Below are 2,545 nucleotides of genomic sequence, written 5' to 3' on the forward strand. Positions count from 1 at the left end.
TGCCGAGATGCTGATCTCCGCCGGTCTTGCCAGCGACGAGCGCGATGCCCGTGCCAAGCTGCAGGCAGTGCTGGATAACGGCAAGGCGGCCGAGATCTTCGGTCGCATGGTGACTGGTCTCGGTGGCCCGGCCGATTTCATGGAGCGTTACGACGCTTACCTGCCCAAGGCAGCCATCGTACGCCCGGTTTTCGCGGCCAACAGCGGCTTCGTGACCGCCATGGATACCCGCGAGCTGGGTCTGGCTGTGGTGGCGATGGGCGGTGGTCGCCGCGCTGCCTGTGACAAACTTGATTATGCGGTCGGTCTGACCGACTTTATCCGCCTGGGTCAAAGCGTTGATGCTGACAAGCCGATCGCGATGATCCACGCTCAGACTGAAGAGCAATATGCTCAGGCTGCCAGCATGGTGCAGGCGGCTGTCCGGATTGGTGGCGAGCGGCCGGAGGCACTGCCTGAAGTGTACCGCCGTATCACCCTGGCCGATTTGTAACAAGGGGAAGACCCATGAAACGTACCTTTATTCTGATGATGGACTCTTTCGGTATTGGCGCTGCTGCCGACGCCGACAAGTTCGGAGATGTGGGCGCCAACACCCTTGGCCATATCGCCAAGGCGTGTGCGGCAGGTGAAATTGAAGGCCGTGGCGCTCTCAATCTGCCCAACCTCAACAAGCTGGGTCTGGGCCACGCCTGCGAGCAGGCCTCCGGCTACTTCCCGGAAGGGCTGAAGAAAGATATCGAAGTGGTCGGTGCCTATGGCTTTGCTCAGGAGCTCTCCTCCGGCAAGGACACCCCGTCCGGTCACTGGGAGATCGCTGGTGTGCCCGTGCTGTTCGAGTGGGGCTACTTCAAGGATCACCACAACAGCTTCCCGCAGGAGCTGCTGGACGCCATCGTCGAGAAGGCTGGTCTGCCGGGCTATCTGGGCAACTGCCACGCTTCCGGTACCCAGGTGCTGGACGATCTGGGCGAAGAGCACATGCGCACCGGCAAGCCGATCCTCTACACCTCTGCCGACTCCGTGTTCCAGATTGCCTGCCACGAAGAGACCTATGGCCTCGAGAAGCTCTATGAGCTGTGCCACATAGTGCGCGAGTTGCTGGAGCCCTACAACATCGGCCGCGTGATTGCGCGTCCGTTCGTAGGTACTGGCAAGGGCAACTTCAAGCGTACCGGCAACCGTCACGACTACTCAGTGCTGCCGCCGGCGCCGACCGTGCTGGATTACATGAAAGATGCGGGCGGTCAGGTGGTCTCCATCGGCAAGATCGCCGACATCTATGCCCAACAGGGCATCACCAAGCAGGTGAAAGGGACCGGTCTGACCGAGCTGTGGGATCGCACGCTGGAAGAGGTGAAAGCGGCTGGTGACAACACCATCGTCTTCACCAACTTTGTGGACTTCGACTCCTCCTACGGCCACCGCCGTGATGTTGCCGGTTATGCCGGTGCGCTGGAGTATTTCGATTCCCGCCTGCCGGAGCTGTTTGAGCTGCTGCAAGATGGCGACGTGGTGGTGCTGACTGCCGACCACGGCTGTGACCCGACCTGGGGTGGTACCGACCACACCCGCGAATACATTCCGGTGCTGTTCTTCGGCAAGCCGGTCAAGGCTGGCTCCGTCGGTCGTCGCGAGACCTTTGCCGATATCGGCCAGAGCATCGCGGCTTACCATGACCTGCCGAAACTGGCATACGGTACCAGCTTCCTGTAATTTACCCGCCCGCCACTTCGGCGGCGGGCAATTTATAAAACAATAAAACTCAACCTAGTGTGAAGGAATCAAGAGAATGGCAACTCCTCATATCAATGCGAAAGATGGCGCCTTTGCTGATACCGTGCTGATGCCGGGCGACCCCCTGCGCGCCAAGTACATCGCTGAAACTTTCCTGGAGAACGTCGAGCAGATCTGCGACGTGCGCAACATGTTCGGTTTCACCGGTACCTACAAGGGCCGTCGTATCTCCGTCATGGGTCACGGCATGGGTATCCCGTCCTGCTCCATCTACGCAAAAGAGCTGATCACCGATTACGGTGTGAAAACCCTGATCCGTGTGGGCTCCTGTGGCGCCGTGCGTGAAGACGTGAAACTGCGTGACGTGGTAATCGGTATGGGTGCCTGCACCGACTCCAAAGTAAACCGTCTGCGCTTCAAGGATCACGACTTCGCTGCCATCGCCGACTTCGACCTGGTTGCCAATGCCGTGCAGGCCGCCAAGAACAAGGGCGTTGCCGTGCGCGTCGGTAACATCTTCTCTGCCGACCTGTTCTACACTCCGGACCCCTCCATGTTCGACGTCATGGAAAAATACGGCATCCTGGGTGTCGAGATGGAAGCCGCCGGTATCTACGGCGTGGCCGCAGAGTACGGTGCCAAGGCGCTGACCATCTGCACCGTTTCCGACCATATCCGTACCGGTGAGCAGACCACCTCTGAAGAGCGTCAGCTGACCTTCAACGACATGATCGAAATCGCGCTGGATTCCGTCCTGCTGGGCGACAAGTAATTCCCTTGCGAATAAGAAACGGCGGCCTGCGGGCCG

At 59.6% G+C, this 2,545-nt stretch carries 2 protein-coding genes and 1 pseudogene; all 3 read left to right on the plus strand.

Translation table 11 applies throughout. The features are described from left to right. Positions 1-493, plus strand: a pseudogene (locus tag AACT07_RS22200) (thymidine phosphorylase); the annotation flags it as partial. A gap of 14 nt (positions 494-507) precedes the next feature. Next, complete coding sequence (locus AACT07_RS22205; protein WP_069530076.1) at positions 508-1,716, plus strand: phosphopentomutase; 1,209 nt, start codon at positions 508-510, stop codon at positions 1,714-1,716. Positions 1,717-1,792: 76 nt separating this feature from the next. Further along, positions 1,793-2,509, plus strand: a complete 717-nt coding sequence (gene deoD / locus AACT07_RS22210; protein ID WP_005340471.1) for a purine-nucleoside phosphorylase — start codon at positions 1,793-1,795, stop codon at positions 2,507-2,509. The last annotated feature ends 36 nt before the right edge of the window (positions 2,510-2,545 follow it).

Source organism: Aeromonas sp. ANP5 (assembly GCF_963870295.1).
Lineage (GTDB): Bacteria > Pseudomonadota > Gammaproteobacteria > Enterobacterales > Aeromonadaceae > Aeromonas > Aeromonas veronii.

Bases quoted from the DNA above. Each gene is read 5' to 3' on its own strand.
- AACT07_RS22205 (WP_069530076.1), top strand. From the start codon at position 508: ATGAAACGTACCTTTATTCTGATGATGGACTCTTTCGGTATTGGCGCT.
- deoD (WP_005340471.1), top strand. From the start codon at position 1,793: ATGGCAACTCCTCATATCAATGCGAAAGATGGCGCCTTTGCTGATACC.